23 protein-coding genes are annotated in these 15,770 nt (G+C 63.0%); 13 read left to right on the forward strand and 10 right to left on the reverse strand.

Annotated features, from left to right (window positions below):
- Nucleotides 1–48: 48 nt before the first annotated feature.
- The 7 genes from ACFW0B_RS20850 to ACFW0B_RS20880 form a co-directional block, all read right to left on the reverse strand.
- Complete coding sequence (locus ACFW0B_RS20850; RefSeq protein ID WP_449150891.1) at nucleotides 49–834, reverse strand: hypothetical protein; 786 nt, start codon at nucleotides 832–834, stop codon at nucleotides 49–51.
- 20 nt (nucleotides 835–854) lie between these two features.
- On the reverse strand, nucleotides 855–1,211 hold the full coding sequence (locus ACFW0B_RS20855) for a phage holin family protein (protein WP_449150892.1): 357 nt from the start codon (nucleotides 1,209–1,211) through the stop codon (nucleotides 855–857).
- Nucleotides 1,212–1,521: 310 nt separating this feature from the next.
- Complete coding sequence (locus ACFW0B_RS20860) at nucleotides 1,522–1,992, reverse strand: hypothetical protein (protein WP_449150893.1); 471 nt, start codon at nucleotides 1,990–1,992, stop codon at nucleotides 1,522–1,524.
- Between the two features lie 333 nt (nucleotides 1,993–2,325).
- Complete coding sequence (locus ACFW0B_RS20865; protein WP_449150894.1) at nucleotides 2,326–5,043, reverse strand: DUF5906 domain-containing protein; 2,718 nt, start codon at nucleotides 5,041–5,043, stop codon at nucleotides 2,326–2,328.
- On the reverse strand, nucleotides 5,036–5,248 hold the full coding sequence (locus ACFW0B_RS20870; protein WP_449150895.1) for a TraR/DksA C4-type zinc finger protein: 213 nt from the start codon (nucleotides 5,246–5,248) through the stop codon (nucleotides 5,036–5,038). The genes ACFW0B_RS20865 and ACFW0B_RS20870 overlap by 8 nt, the downstream gene beginning before the upstream one ends.
- Entirely contained in the window at nucleotides 5,241–5,726 is a 486-nt protein-coding gene (locus tag ACFW0B_RS20875; RefSeq protein ID WP_449150896.1) for a phage regulatory CII family protein, read from the reverse strand. Before ACFW0B_RS20875 ends, ACFW0B_RS20870 begins: the two co-directional genes overlap by 8 nt.
- Before the next feature lie 135 nt (nucleotides 5,727–5,861).
- Entirely contained in the window at nucleotides 5,862–6,092 is a 231-nt protein-coding gene (locus ACFW0B_RS20880) for a hypothetical protein (RefSeq protein ID WP_449150897.1), read from the reverse strand.
- Between ACFW0B_RS20880 and ACFW0B_RS20885 the strand changes: the two genes are divergently transcribed.
- From ACFW0B_RS20885 to ACFW0B_RS20935, 11 genes are all read left to right on the forward strand, one after another.
- Complete coding sequence (locus ACFW0B_RS20885) at nucleotides 6,091–6,831, forward strand: LexA family protein (protein ID WP_449150898.1); 741 nt, start codon at nucleotides 6,091–6,093, stop codon at nucleotides 6,829–6,831. The genes ACFW0B_RS20880 and ACFW0B_RS20885 overlap by 2 nt on opposite strands.
- Before the next feature lie 112 nt (nucleotides 6,832–6,943).
- The gene (locus tag ACFW0B_RS20890; protein ID WP_449150899.1) at nucleotides 6,944–7,147 is read left to right on the forward strand and encodes a hypothetical protein; all 204 of its coding nucleotides are present in this window, start codon (nucleotides 6,944–6,946) and stop codon (nucleotides 7,145–7,147) included.
- Complete coding sequence (locus ACFW0B_RS20895; RefSeq protein ID WP_449150900.1) at nucleotides 7,144–7,722, forward strand: deoxynucleotide monophosphate kinase family protein; 579 nt, start codon at nucleotides 7,144–7,146, stop codon at nucleotides 7,720–7,722. The genes ACFW0B_RS20890 and ACFW0B_RS20895 overlap by 4 nt, the downstream gene beginning before the upstream one ends.
- 10 nt (nucleotides 7,723–7,732) lie before the next feature.
- Nucleotides 7,733–8,014, forward strand: a complete 282-nt coding sequence (locus ACFW0B_RS20900; RefSeq protein ID WP_449150901.1) for a hypothetical protein — start codon at nucleotides 7,733–7,735, stop codon at nucleotides 8,012–8,014.
- Entirely contained in the window at nucleotides 8,011–8,376 is a 366-nt protein-coding gene (locus ACFW0B_RS20905; RefSeq protein ID WP_449150902.1) for a hypothetical protein, read from the forward strand. Before ACFW0B_RS20900 ends, ACFW0B_RS20905 begins: the two co-directional genes overlap by 4 nt.
- Nucleotides 8,373–8,618, forward strand: coding sequence for a pyocin activator PrtN family protein (locus ACFW0B_RS20910; protein WP_449150903.1), 246 nt, complete (start codon nucleotides 8,373–8,375; stop codon nucleotides 8,616–8,618). The genes ACFW0B_RS20905 and ACFW0B_RS20910 overlap by 4 nt, the downstream gene beginning before the upstream one ends.
- A 26-nt stretch (nucleotides 8,619–8,644) precedes the next feature.
- Nucleotides 8,645–8,989 carry a hypothetical protein gene (locus ACFW0B_RS20915; RefSeq protein WP_449150904.1) on the forward strand — a complete coding sequence of 115 codons (345 nt, stop codon included), beginning with the start codon at nucleotides 8,645–8,647 and terminating at the stop codon, nucleotides 8,987–8,989.
- 44 nt (nucleotides 8,990–9,033) lie between these two features.
- Complete coding sequence (locus tag ACFW0B_RS20920; RefSeq protein ID WP_449150905.1) at nucleotides 9,034–9,846, forward strand: YfdQ family protein; 813 nt, start codon at nucleotides 9,034–9,036, stop codon at nucleotides 9,844–9,846.
- A 65-nt stretch (nucleotides 9,847–9,911) separates the two neighbouring features.
- Complete coding sequence (locus tag ACFW0B_RS20925) at nucleotides 9,912–10,670, forward strand: P-loop NTPase and SpoVK domain-containing protein (RefSeq protein WP_449150906.1); 759 nt, start codon at nucleotides 9,912–9,914, stop codon at nucleotides 10,668–10,670.
- Entirely contained in the window at nucleotides 10,667–11,257 is a 591-nt protein-coding gene (locus ACFW0B_RS20930; RefSeq protein ID WP_449150907.1) for a 3'-5' exonuclease, read from the forward strand. Before ACFW0B_RS20925 ends, ACFW0B_RS20930 begins: the two co-directional genes overlap by 4 nt.
- Nucleotides 11,254–11,829 (forward strand): phosphohydrolase, encoded by a 576-nt coding sequence (locus ACFW0B_RS20935; RefSeq protein WP_449150908.1) that lies wholly within the window; start codon nucleotides 11,254–11,256, stop codon nucleotides 11,827–11,829. Before ACFW0B_RS20930 ends, ACFW0B_RS20935 begins: the two co-directional genes overlap by 4 nt.
- Nucleotides 11,830–11,846: 17 nt before the next feature.
- Here the strand turns inward: ACFW0B_RS20935 and ACFW0B_RS20940 are convergent, their stop codons facing one another.
- A complete protein-coding gene (locus ACFW0B_RS20940) occupies nucleotides 11,847–12,755 on the reverse strand; it encodes a hypothetical protein (protein WP_449150909.1) in 909 nt (302 codons plus the stop codon).
- Between the two features lie 71 nt (nucleotides 12,756–12,826).
- Here ACFW0B_RS20940 and ACFW0B_RS20945 point away from each other — a divergent pair, with 71 nt between their 5' ends.
- Together ACFW0B_RS20945 and ACFW0B_RS20950 are read left to right on the forward strand one after the other, a co-directional pair.
- Entirely contained in the window at nucleotides 12,827–13,294 is a 468-nt protein-coding gene (locus ACFW0B_RS20945) for a hypothetical protein (RefSeq protein WP_449150911.1), read from the forward strand.
- Nucleotides 13,291–13,488 carry a helix-turn-helix transcriptional regulator gene (locus ACFW0B_RS20950; RefSeq protein ID WP_449150912.1) on the forward strand — a complete coding sequence of 66 codons (198 nt, stop codon included), beginning with the start codon at nucleotides 13,291–13,293 and terminating at the stop codon, nucleotides 13,486–13,488. Before ACFW0B_RS20945 ends, ACFW0B_RS20950 begins: the two co-directional genes overlap by 4 nt.
- Before the next feature lie 12 nt (nucleotides 13,489–13,500).
- Here the strand turns inward: ACFW0B_RS20950 and ACFW0B_RS20955 are convergent, their stop codons facing one another.
- Nucleotides 13,501–14,472, reverse strand: a complete 972-nt coding sequence (locus tag ACFW0B_RS20955; RefSeq protein WP_449150913.1) for a hypothetical protein — start codon at nucleotides 14,470–14,472, stop codon at nucleotides 13,501–13,503.
- A 61-nt stretch (nucleotides 14,473–14,533) separates the two neighbouring features.
- Entirely contained in the window at nucleotides 14,534–15,751 is a 1,218-nt protein-coding gene (locus tag ACFW0B_RS20960) for a tyrosine-type recombinase/integrase (RefSeq protein ID WP_449150914.1), read from the reverse strand.
- Nucleotides 15,752–15,770: the final 19 nt, after the last annotated feature.

Here is a 15,770-nt window from a genome sequence, read left to right on the forward strand (position 1 = left end):
ACCCGTACCCCCTGCCGGCCCCGGGGGAGGACCCGCCACTGGCCGGCCCTATAGGCGGCGCGTGGCCAGCGCCTGGGCCATCGCCTTCTCGAACTCGATCGGCAAGGCATCCTCGGCTACCCGCTCGGCGATCTCGAAGAAGTCCAGGGTCTTGCGGTAGGTAGGTTGACGCGCGAAGGCCAGCACGATGCGCAAGCCAGCCCGGCCCTTGCCCGTCCGCTCCGCCACCGCGAAGGGTTGCCGGTTGGTGTCATGCATGACGAAGTAGCGCTTGGCGTTTCCCTTCTTGGTGCTGCGGTCGCTGTCCGTCGCGTTGGCGTTGTAGCCTTCTTCAGTGAAGAGACCAGCGCCAGACAGGATCTTGTTGAGCAGGCCGCGATCCAAGTTGCCGTACGCGTCCAGATTCATCTTCTCGCCGGGCACGATGTACTGGCCTGGCTTGAGCACGCCCTTGCGCAGAAGCATCGCCTCGATGCCCTTCTCGCTGCGCGGGCCGCCATAGATCTGGGGCGTCAGCCACTTCGACGCAGCCCGTCCTTTCCCCCAGCGCCCAGCCTGCCCAACCACTCGGCCGCCCGCCGAAACGCTGCGCCCATCCTTGATCCACACGCGAGCCTCCATCCGCTGCTTGGTCGCAGGCTGAATGTAGAGGCTGTTGAGGGTCGCAGGAGTGGGCCGATCGAACACCACTTCCATCTCTTCACGAATCCGGCCAGCGACTACCTGCGCGGTTCGGGTCAGGGCCAGCGCTGCCGCGAACGGCAATTGCTCACGCTCCAGGCGGTCCAGCGTCTGCAGTCGCTCCCGGAGGCCGCGGAATGTGACCTTGATCATTTCCGCTTCTCCATCGGGCGTCAGCTGTCCTGCTCGGCAGAGTCGTTGAGGCGGCGGCGCTCGAGATCTTCGAGGCCCGCGCGCTTTGCCAGGTAGCGGGTGTAGAACGCACCAGCGATGTCCGCGCCCAGCAGGCCGGTAATGATCCCGCCTGCCCCCGCCATGTATGCCGGCTGGTCCAGTGCCAACAGGATCAGCAGCGTAGCCATGCCAAACAGTGTCGAGCTACCGAAGCGCAGAGTGATCCGCTTGAGTATTTCGGCCAGGGCGACACCAGGCACATCCGCCTGGCGCATCTCGCCCACCAGGCCAGCAAGCGCCACCAGGATCAGCACGAAGGTGGGCACATCCGCCAATGCCTGCGGGGTATCACTCATCGCATCACCTCGAAGAAAAAAGCCCGCTGCCCGCGGGCGGAGCGCTTCGGGCATTCGCAGACCCTAGGCGGAAAAGAAAAGCCCCGCCGAGGGCGGGGCTTGGGGTGAGGCGTGACCGGTGGAGCGGCCTACCTCTGTGGTGCACAGCACGTGCTCTGTTGGGCGCCTCGTCTAGGCGCAACTCTCAAATCGTGATGACTTTCTACAGCCGGAACGCAATGGCGACAACCGGGAAAAAACGCCATGTCTATTCGCTGCCGGTTCGCTGTCTGTTCGCTGCCGGTTCACTGCATCGCACTCCGACGAACGGTCATGCCGCGCGGGCCTCGGCACGCACTTTCAGCCCATCCCGCACCCGCTCGTGCAGCTCCTGCACCCGCAGGTCATAGGTGCGCCGGCCATCGATCTTCACCCGGCGCATCTGCTGCTCCACCAGCGGCATGGGGTCGGTCAGGTAGCGCACCCGGGCCAGCAGCACCAGTTGGGTCTCCAGGCAGAACGGAGGCCGCCCACTGTTCCCTGCCTCCACCCAGGCCGCTGCCAGTTGTGCGTCCTTCTGCTCGCCCTGACGCCCCAGCTCTGCCAGCACCGCATCCACCTCAGCAGCCGCCAGGTCGACACCCGCACTGCTGATCAACGACTTCGAGCCGTAGCCAGAACGCGGCGGCGCACCCTGCCATTCCATCAGCGCGCCCAGGGTGCTGGCCAGGCCGCAGCCCATGCCAGAACGACGGCATTGTTCGCCCCAGTGCTGAAGCAGCCCCTCAATCTGCTTATTCATCCCCACTCCCTCCGGCCAGAACGCCAACCCAACACAAAACAGCCCTACCCAACACAAACCCAACACACACAAAACCCTTTAAAAACAAGCTATTGCTTGATCCTGTGTTGAGTGTGTTGGGTGTGTTGGGTTTTCCGGGGCTCGCGTAGAGAAAAAAGCAGTCGCCGGATGCCGCTACGGCAATCATGTATGCACACGCCTGCGCGCACGGGGAAACCCAACACACCCCACACACACCGCCACAAGCCACGCCGCACGCGGCCTCCGGCTGTGTTGACTGCGAAAAACCAACCCAACACAACCCAACACAACCCAACACACTTTCGAGCGGATTCATGCGGCGGCTCCCTTCAGGTGCTCCCAGGCGTCCACGTCCCACCCCGCCAGCCGGGCAGCCGCACGCCACGCTGTGACCTGCTTGCCCAGGTCGGCCGAGCTGAGGGAAGGCGGCAAGGCGGCGCCAGGGTCACGCGGGAAGAAGAAGGCGGCGAAGCGTCGATTGTTGCCATCGGTCCAGGGGATGGCCCGCGTCTTCTCGACCTCGGCACTGATGAACAGGCTGAACTTCGTCTGGCTCATGGCGTGCTCCTTGTTGCGCTGGCACCACTCGAGGAACAAGGCGTACAGGTCAGTCGACAGGCAGCAGCCCCACAAGCCACTGCCCAGCTCGCCGGCCTGCCAGAGATGCAGGAAGGTCTGCCAGCCTGCCCGGCTCAGCGCCACCAGCCGTTCACGGGCGTCCGTCTTGGGCGGGCGGGTGCGCTCATTGAAGTCGCCGAGGTCCACGTCGCGCAGCCAGGCATAGAACGCCTCCAGGCCACCGTTCTTCAACTCCCGCTCGATGGCCACCTGGCGCTCCGGCGGCAACGTTGCCAGCGGCCACACCACCAGCAGGCGCCGGTCGTTCTCGCTGATCGGCCACGGCAGGATCTCGTTGGAGAGGAAGACCGCGTTCATGTGGTTCGACTCTTCCCAGCCATTGATGAACTTCGACTCCATGCGCACCGTCTTGCCGGTGATCAGGTGCTTGATCTTGCCCACCTGGTTATAACGCTGGTCCCGCGAGACGACCTCTTCGAACACCGCCCACAGCTTCCGGCTCTGCCAGGCGTTAAAGTTGCTCTCCAGCTGGGTCTGGCCGACGGTGGCCGCGTACTGCCCATAGATGCCGCCCATCACGTCGGAGAACAGCCAGCTCTTGCCCGAGCCCTCCATGGTCGAGTGCATGAGCACCGCCGTATCCATCTTCGCGCCCAGGTGCTGCAGGGGGTACGCCAGCCAGCGCGTCAACCACTCGGTGGCCGCCGCGTCTTCGTTGCACAGGAACGGCAACAGCCAGCGCAGGTTCTCGCAGGCCGCATCGTTGCGCACTGGCTCCAGGGGCAACCCCTCGAAGGTATTGATGTAGATGGACGGGTCCTTGCGCATGGTCGGGTCGAACACAATGTGATCAACATCCACCACGCGCCGCTCCGGGCTGTTCAGCCATAGCGAATAGGCATCCCCCAGCGCCATCTTCACCGCACCCTCGGCGATGCGCCGCTTCTTCTCGCGGTCCCACACGTCCTTGGTGCCGTCGATGTAGACGTAACGCTCGGTCGGCGGCATGCCCAGCGCACCGCCCTTCTTCCCGGCAATCCGCTTGGCGTGCTCGTAATCGCGCACCGCCTCAGCGGAGATCAGGCCCTTGTCCGGGTGGTCCATCCACGTCTTGGCCAACGCCTTGCCCACGCGCGCTTCGAACGCCGACTTCTTCATCACCAGGAACTTGTCTTGGTCCCAGATCTGCGTGGTGCCTTCCACCAACACATAGCGCCTACGCAGCTGGTCAAGCGTCAGGCCCTCCCCCGCCCCCCCGGTTTCGGAGGAGTTGCCGCCGGCGGGCTCCAGGTCAGATGGGGCTGGGGGAAGATCGGCCTCGCCCAGCGCCGGACGCACCGCCGGTTCCATATCGAGCGCCAACAGCAGCAGCTCGCGCACCGCGTTCAGCCCGGCAGCCTGGTGCAGGTCATTCCAATCCTTGCCATCGGCGCCGACGGGGAACACCGCCACGCCACCGACTTCCAGTGCCGCCGACTCGGCCTTGGTGCGACCGGGGTTGCCAGCCACCGCAGGGTCATCATCCCCGCACAGCACCAAGCGCGCGGCGGGGTGCAGGGCACGCACGGCCCGCGCCACGGCGGCCAGGTTGCCCGAATCCACCGCCATCACCATCGGCCAGCCGACCGCCTCGCGGCAGCTGGCCGCCGTGGCGTAACCCTCGGCCAGGCCGATTACCGCTGCTCCAGCGGCATCGCCCAGCACGTGGAAGCATCCGCTCTTGCGGCCGTACTTCGGAAACAGCTTGGTGCCAGAGCCGCTGATCAGCTGCAGGGAGTGGATCTGCCCGGCCTCATCGCGCAGCGGAATCACCAGCTCGCCGCGCCGCAACACCAGCATCGACAGGTGCGCCGGGCGCGGCTTCGGCAGGTTCCTCAGGTAGGTCTGCGCATCGGCGCCGGCCCATAGCTGGCAGCGTTCGGCCTGGTCGTCGATCTCCAGCACCACGGTGCGGCGCATGAAGCCCACGCCATGAGCCTGCACGCCCTTGCGCTGCAGGTACTCGCTCGCGCCGTCCGCCTGCACATGCTGCGCCCACACCGTGGCGCAGGCATCAGCCACCGCCGTGCGCATTTTCACCGCGCGCGCCTCGTCGGCTTCGATTTCAGCCTGGCGGGCACGACGGCGGGCTTCGTGTTGTTCGGCCAGACGGCGGCGATCCTCACGGCTCAGCTCACGCTGCTCGGGCTTCCAACCGTTGTCCTGGGCCATCTTGATCACCGTGCCCAGGCCTACGCCGCCCTTCTTGAAGCCGCGCCACACGGTCTTGGCGTCCCGCAGGTTGTAGCCGGTACCGGTCTGGCTCCAGGTGTCCCACGCATCGAAACCGTTCTGGCCGAACTCGGCCTTGATGCCCATGCCGACCCGCCACCACGTCTCACGGTCGGAGGCCGGGATATAGCTCAGCAGCAGGGGCAGGTCGGACAGTTCCAGGGGAATGCGTTCATGCACGACGCACCTCCCGCCGTCCCTGGCATTCGATACAGGTCTGCACCCCGGGAACCGCCACACGGCGCGCCTCGGGGATGGGTTCATCGCAGTCTTCGCAGAACTCGGCACTCACGGCCGACAGGTTGCCCTTCTGCAGCTGACGCTCTAGGGCTTCGTTCAGGCGCAGCTCGACCAACTCACTGGCCATTTCCACCAGGTCAACCATGGGCCTGGCCCTCCAGCGCCTGACGGGCCCCGGCGACGATGCCCATCAGCTTGCCGATCAGGGCATGGGCCTGGCGCTCCAGCTTGGCCACCTCGTGTTCGTCCCACTGGCCATCGGCAGCGCCGTCCACCAACGACTCGACGAAATCGCCGTTGCAGCCCATGACGCGGGCCACTTCGCGCAGCGTATCGGCACTGGCCTCGACGGCCGCCGGCTGATAGCAGACCACGGCGTAGAGCTGCTGGAACCACTCACGCACGGCGTCGCCCTGGACCAGCTCGACCACGCGCTCGAAGTCGTTCAGATACAGATGGTGTTCAGGGTAGGAAACGGAAAGGCGTTTCTGGAAACCGTCATACGGCTCGCCGAGGATGGCGCAAACCGCCTTCAGGCCGCCCCGGTAGTCGCGGCAATCGCGATCCAGGGCCTGTTCAAGGGTACGGGTGGGACCAATGTCCCGGGTTGGATCGATTCGCATGGCGTTAAAACTCCCGCCACGCCATAGCCAAGACCGGGACGCTGTCCTAGTATTGGGCTACGACGTGGTGCACGTGCTGTGGTACGGCGTCGAGCCGGCGGGGGAACCGTGGAGGGGGAACCCGTCGGCACCTTCTCAACTTGCTTTGAGGGAAACCCCGTCAAGCAAGCCGTAATGCTCCAAGACCTCATTCATAGAGACGCGCCCTTCACTTCCCTGTGCCAGAGCCCTGATGAGCTTCACGCTCGGCTCTTTCGTTGCATAGCGGATATGGGTGTTTAGGTAGTTGGCAGTGGTGCCACAGCGGGCCGCATACTCTTCGACCTGCTCCGGCGACAGGGAACCGATGTAGTCGCGCAGCTTCATGATGGATACCTCCGGAACAAAAGATACCTATGAGGTAGGTTGCCCGCAATACCTAACAGGAAATTTACCTGACAGGTATGCCACCAGCAAAATAGCTGGCATGACGATCTATCAAACACGCCACGCCAAAGTCCGGCGCCTCCTAGGTGAACGCAAACTGCTGCTGAAGGATTTTGCCCATGTGCTGGGCAAGGCCCCGGCGCAGGTTTCCGCGTTTGCCGGGGAGAAGCCTCACAAGAACATCGGGGAGCAGATCGCCCGGGAAATCGAGCTCGCGCTCGGACTCCCGCGCGGCTACCTTGACACCCCCGAAGATGGCGCGAATGCGACAGTTCTCGGCAGTACAGGAAGGAAGTTGCCAGTGATCGGCTCAATTGCCGCAGGCACCTGGTGCGAGGCCATAGACCAGTTCCACCCAGGTGACGCAGAAGAATGGATTGAAGCCCCAGGACCCGTGGGCCCTAACGCCTTCATACTGAAGGTCGATGGGCTAAGCATGATGCCGCTTTTCCAAGACGGCGACAAAGTAGTCATAGACCCGGCGTTAGAGGCCCTCCCGGGCCACTACGTAGCAGCCAAGCGGTGCAGTGATCAGGGCGTGACTCTCAAACAACTACGCCAGGAAGGCGGCGAGTACTACCTCTATGCCGTCAACCCAGACTGGCCAGAGCGCATCATCCGAATGACGGAAGAGTGGCACATCTGCGGCAGGGCCCGCTGGAAGATCACGGACCTGTAGCCAGCTCACCGGGATACCTCACAGGTGAATTAAAACTACCTTTAGGTATTGCTAACTACCTAACAGGTACTATACAGTTGCCTCATACCCCTCCACGGTATGAGGCAACGACATGCACAGCACAGCACCCCACCGCTCCAACCGGCTCTGCCTGATTTACCTGCACCCCGCAGCGGCGAGCAGCCCTGACAGCATCCGTCGCATCGAGGCCGCCACCGGCAAGGTGGTCACCATCCGCTGCGGTAAACCCCAGCTCCAGCCGTCCAACACCCTGCCCGCCTTCGAGGACTTCGGCCCTTGGGGAGGTGCGGCATGAAACAACTGCTCATTGGCCTCCACGGCCTCGCCCGCACCGGCAAGGACACCACGGCTCAGTACCTGGCCGCTCACTTCGACCTGATCGCCTTCGCCTTCGCCTACCCGCTCAAGGCCGCCCTGGCTCAGATGTTCCACCTGACCGCTGCCCACCTGGACGGCGAGCTCAAGGAGGTTCCGCTGCCCGGTGTCGGCAAATCTCCGCGCGAGCTGATGCAACTGCTCGGCACCGAATGGGGCCGGCAGATGGTGCATCCCCAGCTCTGGCTGCTGCTGGCTCGCCGGCACCTCGACCACATGCTGGAGCTGCGCGACGGCCACATCCCCGGCTTCGTCATCAGCGATGTTCGCTACGAGAACGAGGCGCAGTGGATTCGTGACCAGGGTGGCGTGGTGGTGCACATCCAACGACCAGACGCCCAGGCGGTGGCTGCGCACTCCAGCGAGAGCGGGATCGGCATCCACGACAACGACTTCGTGGTGCGCAACGACGAGGACCTACAGCACCTCTACAAGCAGCTGGACCGTTTGATGCTGATCCTCATGCGCCGGCAGGCACTGCGAAACGCCGCCTGAGGTATCCACCATGAACCGAACCCTGGACCAGGCCGCCGCGGTGCTGGGGCAGAAGCCTCGCGCCTTCCGCAAGCGCCTCCGCGCCATCGGAATCCTCACCCCACTGGGCGAGCTGGCGTGCAAATACCGCGACAAGGGTCACCTCTACGTCGACACCCGCCAGCGCTGGAACCCGGCGATCAGAGGCTGGAGCTACTACGGCGTGGTGATGGTGACGGAACAGGGCATCGGCTGGCTGGCCCAGCAACTCGGCATCACCGTGACCCACCCGAACAAGGACGCAGCGGCATGAAACCGAACCCGATCACCGACGCCATCGGCGTGCTCAAGCTGGCCGACATGCACTTCAACAACCCCACGGCCGTGGACGCGGCCACCGTGCACGACGCCTCGGTCGAGTGCATCCAGCGCCTGGAAGCCATCGACCCGCGTGCGCTGGAACTGGTGGAGCTGTACAGCCAGCTGTTCCGCCTCACGCCGACTGGCTGGCTGCCTCACGTCACCCTCACCGAAAACCCGGTGCGCCCCTACGGCGCCGTCATCACCGACGAGGCCGGCAACGTCGCCGCTCATGGCACCGGCAAAACCATCACCGGGCTGGCCTGCCTGATTGGCGCCCGCTTACCGGTGGGGCGCGGGGAGGCCACGGCGTGAGCACCCTGGAACAACTGCGCAAGCGCTATTCGGCCAACTACATCACGGTTGAACAGTTCCTGGCCGACCACATGCCCCACATCAGCAGCGTTCGTTACTTGCGCGCCGAGGTCCGCGCCCAGCGCGTGAAGGTCAAGCTCTCGCGCCTGCAGGACACCAAGCGCGCGCCGCTGATTGTTTACCTGACCGACCTGGCCGAATTCCTCGACCAGTGCGAAGCCGCCGCAGCTGACGCGGCATAACACCACCCCAACGGGAGTACAGCACGATGAAAGCAACTGATATCGCTGATTTCTTCAGCTCACTGAATGCCGGCGTGTTCGCCCAGCAGGTCGGCGCCGCCTTGTCCGAGGTCGGCGGCGGCGTGGTCGACCACGGCAAGAAGGGCAAGGTGGTCATCACCCTGGAGCTGAGCCAGATCGGCGAATCCAACCAGGTGAAGATCAACCACAAGCTCGACTACCTGGTGCCCACCAAGCGCGGCAGCCGCCGCGAGGACACCGCCCTCGACACGCCCATGTACGTCACCGCCAACGGCCTGGAACTGTTCCAGACCGACCCCACGGCGCAGATGTTCAGCCGTGATGACGCGCCGGTACCGGCACGCACCTGATCCCCCTCCACCTTCGAAAACCCACAGCACAGGAAATGCACCACATGCTTAACAAAGACGCTCTGCAACTGATCCTCGACCAAGCCCTGGCCGCCTCCGGCAAGGCGCTGGACACCGAGACCCCGGTGGCCCTGGTGCCCGACAGCGCCAAGGTCGTGAACTTGGAGAAATTCCAAATCGGCCGCTCGCGCTTCCGTGGCGCGTTGGACACCGCTTCACTGGAAGACTTCTGCACCTATGTGAAGGACCGCTACGACGCCGGCACCCAAGGCTTCGTCGATCAGGACGCCATGAGCTGCCGCGTGTTCTTCAACCTGGGCGACATCGAACACCCCGGCCACGCTGACGACACCGCCAGCCTGAAGCTCAAGCCGACTGCTGCCTACAAGGCCCTGACCGCCATCGCCGGCTCCTCGCTCACCCAGAAAGACCTGGCCGAATGGATGGAGGACTGGGGCCAGTTCCTGACCGCCACCGTGGGCGAAGAGAAGATGGGCCTGGTCCAGGCCATCGCCGCCGTCCGCAACATCACCATCAAGGCCGCCTCCGAGCGCAACCACCAGGAAGGCAACTTCAATGCCTCTCGCAGCGCCATGGACCGCATCGAGGCCGAAAGCCAGGAGAAGCTGCCGGATGCCCTGCACTTCGCCTTGGTGCCTTACGAGGGCCTCGGCCAGCGCGTGTTCACCCTGCGCCTATCGATCCTCACCGGCAGCGACAAGCCGGTACTCAAGCCGCGCTGGGTGGGTGAAGAGATCCAGCGCGAGGAAATCGCCCAGGAGTTCAAGCGCGTGCTGAGCGAGCAGCTCGGCGAAGCCGCAACCCTGTACCTGGGCACGTTCAACCCGGGCAACTGACGCAACCCGCCGCCGGCCCGCCCTCCACCTCAGCGGGCAGGCGGCACCACGAAGGGACACAGCACATGCAACAGACCACCACAATGCAGCTACTCGCCGCACTGCTCGTGATCGTCAACATCGGCTGGACGCTGCTCGCCATCCGCATGGCCCGCACCGCCCGCTCTGCAGGCTACGACGAAGGCCACGAGATCGCCCACAACGCAGCCCAGGAACGCATTGCTCTGCTCAACGCCGACCTCTGCGAACTGGCCAACAAGCGCGCAAACGACCGGGCGCGACACCAGCAGGATCGCGAAGAGCTCCTGCAGGACGCCGACCAGCGCATCGCCGCTTACGCCCGCCGCGCCAATCCCTTCACTGAGCAGGACCTGTCCGCGCTGGCCGGTACCGTGAAGACCCTGGAGTTGGCCCGCAATACCTTCTCCGGCCTCCAAGCCCTGGACAAGCAGGCCGAGGCAGCCAGCCAACTGGCCAGTACCCGCGACCTGCACGACCGCCTGCAGGAAGTGCTGAAGAACCAGAACGCCGAACTGCCCGCTACCCGACGCCGGCCGATCGAGGGCACCCCCACAGCCGTGAGAAGCCACCTGGTGTACGGCCCGCAGGGCTGCGGAAAGACCTGCAACGCCCGCGCCATCGCTGACGCCTTGGGCCTGACGGACATCCTCGACGACTGGCACATCGGCATGCCCTTCCCGTCCTTCAACGTTCTGGTGCTGACCTACGAGAACGGCCCATTCACGGGCATCACCCGTCACACCCTCAGCTACGAGAAAGCCATGCAACTGGTCGAAGCCAAGCGCGCGGAGGTGGCAGCATGAGCCTCGTCCACGCCCATCACTTCGTCGTCGATCTGGAGACGGAATCCACCGCCCCGAATGCCGGCATCACCGCCATCGGCATCGTCTACCTGCATGTGCCAGCGGGCCCACTGTCCGCCCCGGTGCTGCTCGAGTTCTATGTCCGGACTGATCACGCCGGCACCGGCCATGTCGACCCGGGCACCCTCGGATGGTGGGAGCAGCAAAGCCCCGAGGCCCGCGCTGAGGTCGACGGCAGCCTACCGCGCACCTTAATCGGCGATGCACTTGCCCAGGTCGAGCGGTTCATGACCTCGCTGGTACCGCGCAAGGGGGACCGACTGGTCTGGGGCAATGGCAGCAGCTTTGACAACGTCATTCTGCGCGAGGCCTTCAGCACGCACGGACAAAAGGCCCCCTGGGAGTTCTGGAACGACCGCGACCTGCGCACCCTGCTGGCCGTCTTCCCGAGTGCCAAGGGCGCTGCCTTCGAGGGCATCAAGCACCACGCTCTGCACGACGCCAGGCATGAAGCCAAGGCGCTGCTCGCCGGGCTGACTGCACTGAACCGCCTCGAGGCCAACGCCGAAGAGGAGACCACGGCATGAGCTGGATACTCACCCGCAGCGGTCGCAAGTTCGACCTCTTCAAACCCACCGCCGACATGGTGGACCCGACCGATATCGCTCACAGCCTGAGCATGCAGTGCCGTTTCAACGGCCACACCAGCAGCTTCTACAGCGTGGCCCAGCACTGCTACCTGGTGGCAGACCTCGTGCCGGACGAACACCAGCTCGCAGCCCTGCTCCATGATGCAACCGAAGCCTACGTGGGCGACCTGGTGCGCCCGCTAAAGGAGGAGATGCGCATTTACGCCTCCGCCATGCAGGTTGACTGCGTCTACAACGGCGTCGAGCACCTCATCTGGCTGGCCATCTGCGACCGCTTCAACCTTTCGCCTGAACTGCCCGCCTGCGTGAAGCACGCCGACCTGGTGGCGCTGGCCACCGAGAAGCGCGACCTGATGCCCCACCACTCGGAACCCTGGGCCTGCCTCGACGGCATCGAACCGTTCGCCGGCGTCATCGATCCGTGGGCGCCCAGCTACGCCGCCATCCACTACCACCACCGCCTGCTCCAACTGCTGGCGACCACTCACCGTGGGAGGGCTGTGGCATGAGTACCATTCGGAAAATACTACGGCAGATCATCGACCTGATTAGCTTCATCCAGGCAGGCATCAATGTACTCACCCACCACCTCACGGACGCTATCTTCTGCCCGATAGATATCAGGCCATCCCGCGCGCGGCGCACCATGAATAATCGTCCACGGGTGATCGCCGCCAGAGTGGGGCGGAACAACCTGAATCATGACCTTGCGGGGGAAATCTCCCTCGCGCACGTGGTACCAGTAATACCGCCGGTAAACCTTGAAACCAGCGATCGTGTACGGCGGAATGAAGCGCTCATGGCCTTGCCCTCTTGCTTGGGCATCTACGATTTCATCCTTCACTCCGTGCGGCACTGGAAGGCCGGCGCGAATCAGGGAAAGAAGAGCTCTTTTAGCTCTGAACGTCTCCAGAACCCCCGGATGCGAACTGCCTTCTTCAATCCATTTAGGAAGCAGGCTGGCTACGTTCGCTCCAAACTGGACAGCGTTGAGCATCTTCCCAAACTCAGATGCCTTGGCAGGGGGTATCTCGGCAACAGGAACCTGGCCGAGACTGGCGAGCAATGGCTCCCAGTCTCGTTGCCGATGGTGCTCCAAATATGCACGCATATTCGACACTTCATGCTCGGGAAGGACGAATGTATTGCTCAGCAGCCACATGGACTCCAGTCCCTCATCTGCCAGCACCCGCATCAATTCAAGAAGGCGAGTCTCACGCTCTTTTTGCATTACAGAGGAGTGCCAGATGGGGAAGAACCCAGCTGCGACAATAGCAATCACAGAGCCGAAGGCCTGCACCCAGCCCGATGCACCTTCCGCCTCCCAAGGAAGCAAGAGCAAGCAGTAGACGGCGATAACCGCTACCGGCGAGACAACCAAAAACTTCCCGACATCAGCGAGAGTGAACTTCCACGTGATCTCTTTGTGCAGCATCCGACTGCCCTGACTCCGGTAAATGCTGGCAGCTTGCCGTGCTTTTCCATCTCGGTCTATGGGAGGAAAGCATGAGGAAGCGCAAGCCCTATAACCACCGAGCCAGACTCCAGTCCTACCTCAAAGCCATGCTGCGCACCAACCACGTGGCGGTGGTCGACGCCGAGGCCAGCAATATCCAGACGCTGATCAATTGGAAGAAAGTGGCCTTGATCACCTCCAACAGCCGCCCTGCCATCGTCGACGCGGTGTGCGACATCCCTCATCGGTGGTGCATCTACCTGGCCGCGCTCTGCCGGGAACACTCGGGCGAACGCTACATGAAGTCCGTCGAGGTAGCGCCCCAGGGCGTCTACCTCGCCAAGGACCTGGAGCAGGTCATCGAGACGTACAGCGTTAAGCTGAGAGATGGTTGCAACCCACAACACCTGCAGGGCATGGCCTGGATCGCGATCCCGGACACCGTTTCCCTGGAAGAGTCCCAGGCCGCCCGCGTCTTTGAGGCTGTCGGCGCCTGGCCGGCAAAGGAGGCAGCATGAACAACAGGCCACTCGACCGTCTTATCAAGATCGAAGAAGTCATGCTGCAGATTGGAATGGGCCGAACCAAGCTCTACGACATGATCCAGCTAGAGGAATTTCCCGCCCCCATCAAGCTCGGCCGCTACTCACGGTGGTCGCAGATTGAGGTGCAGGATTGGATTGAGCAGCAAAAACAGAGCCGGGCGGCCTAACTCGCCCGGCGCTTATTCATAGTTCAACTCGCCGAATAGCCCGTACATCAGGTCGCCATCAAGCACTTCGAACGGGAGCTCAATATAGTCGTCTGGGTGGCGCGGTAGCGCTCTCCCATCGTGAGGCGCGTTTTTAGTATGGCCCTGCACCTTCTCGCCACCCTCCTTGATATATGGCAGAACAACTATACGGCCGTGGTTCTTGGACAGGATTGTTCCCTCTCGCCAAAGCGCCTCACCATCAGCCGCCGCACCCGCCGCACCAACCTGCTTGACCACCCACTGCGGCACCTTGCCGTCCTCGTACCAAAAGACGAACTCTCCTACGATCAACACACGCTGCCCGCGATGAAGGGCATCGGCTAGCAAGCGTTTGACGCTGGCGAGGTGCAGGAGTTTGTTTGCACGCGGGAGAAGCTCATCCCTGATTGCAGCCTTGGTCTTGCCCCAGTGATCGGTACCACTGAACCCGAAGCCCCTGGCGATTTTCTCCCGATAGCAGAAGGTTTCTGCCTTGTTATTCACTCTACCGTAATTCAGCCAAGTGAACTCTCCGTCACGCTGAAGGACCAGACCATATTGTCCTAAGCATGCCCAGCGAATGTATGGATATGTTTGAAGTTGTGCATGCAGCGCGATTCGCACTGTATCTGGAAAGTCGGCCACTTCGAGGTCTTGAAGACTGGGCCGAGGATCATCTGCATGTCTTCTCACGGCCTCAGCCAGCATGAGCCGCTCCTCGCTGGACAAACGCTCGGCTGCAGTCAACGCCTTCTGAACCTTTAGTCGAAGCGACTCCCGCTGGTCTATCGGTAATGGCAACAGATCTATGATGCTGGCTAGTTTGATGTTCGTCGACTTGGCCTCAGCGATTGCTTCCTCATAGTCGTGGTAGGTGATCGGCCCAAAGTCGCCCTGCCCTTTATCGGTGCCGCGCAGAAACCAATCAAGTTGCCCATCAGGCCTTAGCTGCAGTTCTAACATGTGCCAGACGGACTCATGCAACCCAGATTCTTGCGGCCAGCACCCCAGGATAGGCAAGCTTTTACGGTGTCGCTTCAGTGATCTCATTGCGGTTCCCTCCAGCCTGTTGAGACCCAGATCTTACGCAGAAGCTCTCCCACCAGGCCATCATCTCAACCCGCTCCCTCCAGTAGAGCGCATGGTTGTAAGCCGCCTTCGTTTTGTTATCTTCCGCATGGGCCAGTTGCATCTCAATCACCTCTCCCCGGAAAAGGCCTGACTCGTAGAGATGCGTGGAAGCGGTAGCCCGGAAGTCGTGGCAAGTGAAGCCTTTCATGCCGAGCCGCTCGAGTGCACGGTTGAAGGTCGAGCCATCCACCGGCTTGTCGGGGTGCCGCAGTCCGGGGAACATCAGGCCGCGCCCACCGGTGATGGAATGCAACTCCTTCAGCAGTTCGACCGCCCGCGGCGGGAGCGGTACCAGGTGGCGGCGCCGCTTCTTCATGAGCTCAGCCGGGATATCCCAGAGCGCCGCCTCAAGATCCACGTGCTCCCACCGTCCGCGCCGAATCTCCACTGTCCGTAGGAACAGCAGCTGCATCAATTCTAAGGCGATGGTGTTAGTCCGAAATCCGCCATAGGTCTTCAGCTGCTCTCGGAAGTGAACCATATCCGCTACCGACATCGGTCGGCTGTGTTCAATGGGCTGCCGCACGAATGCGCCATACAGCGCGGATGCCGGATCAGCGTCGGCCCGCAGCGTACGAACGGCAAAACGGAACATCTGCGAAAGCCAGTTGCACAGCGATATGGCGTAGTAGGTCGCCCCACGCTTCTCCATCCGCCGCAGGCATTCCAGCAAATGTGCAGCCGTTACGTCCCGAACCGGCATCTTGCCCACATAGGGGAACAGGTTCTTGGTGAAGGCCCGCGTCAGTTGGTTGCGGTAGCTGTCGCTGATTTCGACCTTGCTGTTGATCCATTCCAGGGCGACCACCTTAAAGGAGGACTGATTCGCCAGGGACTGCCGCGCCCGATCAGTGCGCCGCACGTGCGCCGGGTGTCGCCCTTGCTTCACCAGGGCCCGCGCCTTGTCCCGCTCAGCCCTTGCCTCAGCCAGGCCCATCTCGGGATACTCGCCCAGAGCAAAGACGTTTTCCTTTCCGTCGATCTTGTACCGGTACCGCCAGTACTTGCCTCCGGTCGGCCGGATTTCTACGAACAACCCGCGCTCGTCAGTGAGCTTACGAGGCTTGTCGCCCGGCTTGGCCTGCCGGACCTGGACATCTGTGAGTGGCATAAGTGGGTATCGCCTAGCA

The sequence above is a fragment of the Metapseudomonas phytobenefica genome, assembly GCF_043392685.1.
In the GTDB taxonomy this organism is placed as follows: domain Bacteria; phylum Pseudomonadota; class Gammaproteobacteria; order Pseudomonadales; family Pseudomonadaceae; genus Metapseudomonas.

Excerpts from the sequence above, each read along its gene's own strand:
- ACFW0B_RS20850 (WP_449150891.1), bottom strand. The coding sequence starts at position 834 with ATGATCAAGGTCACATTCCGCGGCCTCCGGGAGCGACTGCAGACGCTG.
- ACFW0B_RS20855 (WP_449150892.1), bottom strand. The coding sequence starts at position 1,211 with ATGAGTGATACCCCGCAGGCATTGGCGGATGTGCCCACCTTCGTGCTG.
- ACFW0B_RS20860 (WP_449150893.1), bottom strand. The coding sequence starts at position 1,992 with ATGAATAAGCAGATTGAGGGGCTGCTTCAGCACTGGGGCGAACAATGC.
- ACFW0B_RS20870 (WP_449150895.1), bottom strand. The coding sequence starts at position 5,248 with ATGGTTGACCTGGTGGAAATGGCCAGTGAGTTGGTCGAGCTGCGCCTG.
- ACFW0B_RS20875 (WP_449150896.1), bottom strand. The coding sequence starts at position 5,726 with ATGCGAATCGATCCAACCCGGGACATTGGTCCCACCCGTACCCTTGAA.
- ACFW0B_RS20885 (WP_449150898.1), top strand. The coding sequence starts at position 6,091 with ATGATGGATACCTCCGGAACAAAAGATACCTATGAGGTAGGTTGCCCG.
- ACFW0B_RS20880 (WP_449150897.1), bottom strand. The coding sequence starts at position 6,092 with ATGAAGCTGCGCGACTACATCGGTTCCCTGTCGCCGGAGCAGGTCGAA.
- ACFW0B_RS20890 (WP_449150899.1), top strand. The coding sequence starts at position 6,944 with ATGCACAGCACAGCACCCCACCGCTCCAACCGGCTCTGCCTGATTTAC.
- ACFW0B_RS20895 (WP_449150900.1), top strand. The coding sequence starts at position 7,144 with ATGAAACAACTGCTCATTGGCCTCCACGGCCTCGCCCGCACCGGCAAG.
- ACFW0B_RS20900 (WP_449150901.1), top strand. The coding sequence starts at position 7,733 with ATGAACCGAACCCTGGACCAGGCCGCCGCGGTGCTGGGGCAGAAGCCT.
- ACFW0B_RS20905 (WP_449150902.1), top strand. The coding sequence starts at position 8,011 with ATGAAACCGAACCCGATCACCGACGCCATCGGCGTGCTCAAGCTGGCC.
- ACFW0B_RS20915 (WP_449150904.1), top strand. The coding sequence starts at position 8,645 with ATGAAAGCAACTGATATCGCTGATTTCTTCAGCTCACTGAATGCCGGC.
- ACFW0B_RS20920 (WP_449150905.1), top strand. The coding sequence starts at position 9,034 with ATGCTTAACAAAGACGCTCTGCAACTGATCCTCGACCAAGCCCTGGCC.
- ACFW0B_RS20925 (WP_449150906.1), top strand. The coding sequence starts at position 9,912 with ATGCAACAGACCACCACAATGCAGCTACTCGCCGCACTGCTCGTGATC.
- ACFW0B_RS20930 (WP_449150907.1), top strand. The coding sequence starts at position 10,667 with ATGAGCCTCGTCCACGCCCATCACTTCGTCGTCGATCTGGAGACGGAA.
- ACFW0B_RS20935 (WP_449150908.1), top strand. The coding sequence starts at position 11,254 with ATGAGCTGGATACTCACCCGCAGCGGTCGCAAGTTCGACCTCTTCAAA.
- ACFW0B_RS20940 (WP_449150909.1), bottom strand. The coding sequence starts at position 12,755 with ATGCTGCACAAAGAGATCACGTGGAAGTTCACTCTCGCTGATGTCGGG.
- ACFW0B_RS20945 (WP_449150911.1), top strand. The coding sequence starts at position 12,827 with ATGAGGAAGCGCAAGCCCTATAACCACCGAGCCAGACTCCAGTCCTAC.
- ACFW0B_RS20950 (WP_449150912.1), top strand. The coding sequence starts at position 13,291 with ATGAACAACAGGCCACTCGACCGTCTTATCAAGATCGAAGAAGTCATG.
- ACFW0B_RS20955 (WP_449150913.1), bottom strand. The coding sequence starts at position 14,472 with ATGTTAGAACTGCAGCTAAGGCCTGATGGGCAACTTGATTGGTTTCTG.
- ACFW0B_RS20960 (WP_449150914.1), bottom strand. The coding sequence starts at position 15,751 with ATGCCACTCACAGATGTCCAGGTCCGGCAGGCCAAGCCGGGCGACAAG.